At 72.5% G+C, this 3,468-nt stretch carries 5 protein-coding genes; 3 read left to right on the top strand and 2 right to left on the bottom strand.

The annotated features are described in order from the left end of the window. Positions 1 to 115: 115 nt before the first annotated feature. The 3 genes from G3I42_RS06210 to G3I42_RS06200 all read left to right on the top strand — a co-directional run bounded on the left by G3I42_RS06210 (position 116) and on the right by G3I42_RS06200 (position 2,009). Positions 116 to 832 (top strand): CinA family protein, encoded by a 717-nt coding sequence (locus G3I42_RS06210; protein WP_164283134.1) that lies wholly within the window; start codon positions 116 to 118, stop codon positions 830 to 832. A 109-nt stretch (positions 833 to 941) separates the two neighbouring features. Continuing rightward, positions 942 to 1,313, top strand: coding sequence for a helix-turn-helix transcriptional regulator (locus G3I42_RS06205; protein ID WP_007821437.1), 372 nt, complete (start codon positions 942 to 944; stop codon positions 1,311 to 1,313). A gap of 222 nt (positions 1,314 to 1,535) precedes the next feature. Beyond that, positions 1,536 to 2,009, top strand: coding sequence for a DNA starvation/stationary phase protection protein (locus G3I42_RS06200; protein WP_164283132.1), 474 nt, complete (start codon positions 1,536 to 1,538; stop codon positions 2,007 to 2,009). 129 nt (positions 2,010 to 2,138) lie between these two features. On the opposite strand, the gene G3I42_RS06195 is transcribed toward G3I42_RS06200, so the two are convergent. Together G3I42_RS06195 and G3I42_RS06190 are read right to left on the bottom strand one after the other, a co-directional pair. Then, a complete protein-coding gene (locus G3I42_RS06195; protein WP_164283130.1) occupies positions 2,139 to 2,930 on the bottom strand; it encodes an Fpg/Nei family DNA glycosylase in 792 nt (263 codons plus the stop codon). Positions 2,931 to 3,037: 107 nt separating this feature from the next. After that, a partial coding sequence (locus tag G3I42_RS06190; protein WP_164283128.1) for a hypothetical protein occupies positions 3,038 to 3,468 on the bottom strand: 431 nt, incomplete at its 5' end.

Below are 3,468 nucleotides of genomic sequence, written 5' to 3'. Positions count from 1 at the left end.
CCGACGGGAGTGCCGCGCCGGCTGCCGGGCGGGACCAGGAGGACGCGGCGGGCGGGGACGTCGCGCCGCGCGGGCGGAGGACGCAGGCGTGAGCGCGCGCGACGCCGGTGATGCCCTGCCGGAGAACGCGGCGGTCGACGTCATCGCGCTGGCCCGTGAAGCCGGCTGGACCCTCGCCGTCGCGGAATCCCTGACGGGCGGCCTCGTCGCCGCCGAACTCACCGCGGCTCCCGGCGCCTCCGCGGCGTTCCGCGGCTCCGTCACCGCGTACGAGACCGAACTGAAGCACCGGCTGCTGGGCGTCGACCCCGCGCTCCTCGCACGCGAGGGCGCGGTCCACCCGGAGGTCGCCGCGCAGATGGCCTCAGGGGCGCGCGACGTGCTCGGCGCCGACTGGGGCGCCGCGACGACCGGCGTCGCCGGACCCGAACCGCAGGACGGGCGGCCCGTGGGGACGGTGTACGTGGCGGTGGCGGGCCCGGCTCCCGCCTCCGGCCCGGACCTCGACCGCGACGTCGACCTCGGTGAGAGCTTCGCGGACCGTCTCGCCCACGTTCTCGCGCACCACGGAACCGTCGAGGCCGAGACCGGCGTCGCCACCAAGAGCGGCGCGGAGGCCGGGAGCGGGCACGCGAGTGGTGCCGGAGACACCGAAAAGCGGTCGGTAACAGGTTTGACCGGTGCACGAGGCGAGAAAATTCTGGCACTGCGGTTGAACGGTGACCGTACGGAAATCCGTAGGGATAGCGTGCGGATCGTGCTCGGCCTGCTCCGCGATGAACTGATCAGAAATGCGCGCGCACAGGATACGGAAGAAAACGGGGGGACTTGATGTTTACAGCCCTGAGTGAACACGTCTTCGCTCCCCGCACGGCCACGGTCCCAGGCGGTACGGTGGGGCGAGAAGGATGCGGTTACACGGTCCGAGGAGGGAGCCACCGATGATTCTGCTCCGTCGCCTGCTGGGTGACGTGCTGCGTCGGCAGCGCCAGCGCCAGGGCCGTACTCTGCGCGAAGTCTCCTCGTCCGCCCGGGTCTCACTCGGCTATCTCTCCGAGGTGGAGCGGGGGCAGAAGGAGGCGTCCTCCGAACTGCTCGCCGCCATTTGCGACGCGCTTGATGTACGGATGTCCGAGCTGATGCACGAGGTCAGCGACGAACTCGCCCTCGCTGAGCTGGCCGAGTCGGCAGCCGCCGACCCGGTGCCGCCGGTACGCCGTCCGGTACTGAATTCGGTGTCCGTCACGGGTGTCCCACCCGAGCGGGTCACCATCAAGGCGCCGACCGAGGCGGTGGACGTGGTCGCGGCCTGAGCGGTCGCACGACGCACGCGCCCCACGTATGGCGGAGCCCTCACCGGGTACTTCGGTGAGGGCTCCGCCTTTTCGTGCGCCCGGCTCCTGCCGGGAGCGCGTATCCGGCCGCTTTCCCGCGACGGACCGGCTTTCTCCGTGTGACCTGCTTCACTGCGTTATGTCATGGTTGAGAGAGCGGAACGGGGGCACCTGAGTCCTGAGTGAGATGGAGGAATTCGGATGTACGTAGTGAAGAGTCCCCTTGCCGAAGCCGATCTCAAGATCGTTTCCGACGCGCTCCAGGGTGCGCTGGTCGACCTCGTGGACCTCTCCCTGGTCGCCAAGCAGATCCACTGGAACGTCATCGGCCCGCGCTTCCGCTCGGTGCACCTCCAGCTCGACGACGTCGTGGACTCGGCCCGTACGCACATGGACGAGGTCGCCGAGCGCGCTTCGACCCTCGGCGTCTCGCCGGACGGCCGCGCGGGCACCGTCGCCGCCACGAGCGGCATCGGCAAGATCGGTGACGGCTGGATCAAGGACAACGACGCGGTCGCGGCCATGACCGACGCCCTCGCCGCCGCCATCACGCGGCTGCGCGAGCGAGTGGCGGCGACGGCCGAGCCCGACCCGGTCACGCAGGACCTCCTCATCGCCATCACGGCGGATCTGGAGAAGCACCACTGGATGTTCCAGGCGTCGAACAACGAGTGACGTTTTGCCGCGCGGGTCGGTACCCGCGTGGTGGAGCCGGAGCCTTCGCGTCGCACAGGGCGGCGTGGGGGCTCCTGTTTCGTCCGGGGTCCACGCGTGGCACGGCGGCGCTTCGCGCGGCCTTCCGTCTCAGTACGGTGCCGGGCCCTCCTGGCAGCCCGGGCACCAGTAGGTGGGCCGGGCCCTCGTGCCGTCGCCCTGTTCGGCCTCACGGATGGGGGCGCCGCAGCGCAGGCAGGGGCGGTGGGCGCGGCCGTAGACGTAGAGGGGGGTGTCGCGGCGGCCCGTCGTGACGCGGCGGAAGGTGTCGCGGTTGGCGTCCAGGAGGCGCGCGGCGAGGGCGGGGGCACGCTCGACGGCGGGGACGTCTCCGACGGGGGTCCAGGGCGTGACACGCAGCAGGAAGCACAGCTCGCTCTTGTAGACGTTGCCGATGCCCGCGAGATTGCGCTGGTCGAGCAGGGCCTCGCCGAGGGCGCGTTCCGGCGCGGCGCGGAGCCGGGCGAGCGCGATGTCCGCGTCCCAGTCCGGGCCGAGGAGGTCGGGCCCCAGATGGCCGACGGCACGCTCCTCGTCCGCCGTACGGAGCAGTTCGACGACGGGCAGGCGGTAGCCGACGGCGGTCCGGGCCTCGGTGCCGAGGATCGCGCGGATCTGGTGCCCCGGCCCGCCGCGCCAGCGCTCGCCCGCCTCGTACACGCGCCAGGCGCCGTCCATGCGCAGGTGGGTGTGGAGGGTGAGCCCGCCGGAGAGGCGGGTGAGGAGGTGCTTGCCGCGCGGCGTCACGTCGTGCACCTCGCGTCCGGTGAGGTCCGCCGTCGCGAAGCGCGGTACGCGCAGGTCGGCGGTCGTGAGCCGCTGTCCCGCGAGCGCGGCGTGGAGACGTCGCGCCGTGTGGAAGACGGTGTCGCCCTCGGGCATGGGACTTCCCTCCTGCCGATGCCGATGCCGATGCCGATGCCGATGCCGATGCCGGTGCCGATGCTTGTGCCGGTGCTTGTGTTGGCGCCCGTGCCGGTGTCCGCGCTCTACTGTGCCCGCAGCCGCAGGCCCCTCGGCGTCGCGTGGAAGCCCGCCGATTCGAGGACGGGGCCGAGCGGCGCGGTGAGCGCGGGCGCGCCGTTGATCCGTTCGACGGTCAGGGTGCCGAGCGCTCCGGCCCCGGCCGCCTCCGCGAGGGCCCCGAGGGCCTCGGCGATGCGGGGATCGTCCGGGTCGACGGCCCCGTCCGGCGTCGCGGGCCACACGAGGAGTGTTTTACCGCCCCGTTCGACGTAGACGGTGAGCGCGCCGTTGACGAGGACGACGAGCGAGCCGGCCTTGCGGCCCGGTTTGTGCGGGGTGCTCTCGGGTGGCTCGGGCCAGGGCAGCGCGGCTCCGTAGGCGTTCGCGGGGTCGGCGGCGGCGAGGACCACGGCGCGCCCCGCCCGCTCGTCGCCGCGCTCGGCCGCCGTCGCGA

The organism is Streptomyces sp. SID11385, assembly GCF_010548245.1.
Lineage (GTDB): Bacteria > Actinomycetota > Actinomycetes > Streptomycetales > Streptomycetaceae > Streptomyces.
The sequence above is the reverse complement of the archived record's forward strand: the minus strand, read 5'-3'. Positions and strand labels throughout refer to the sequence as shown.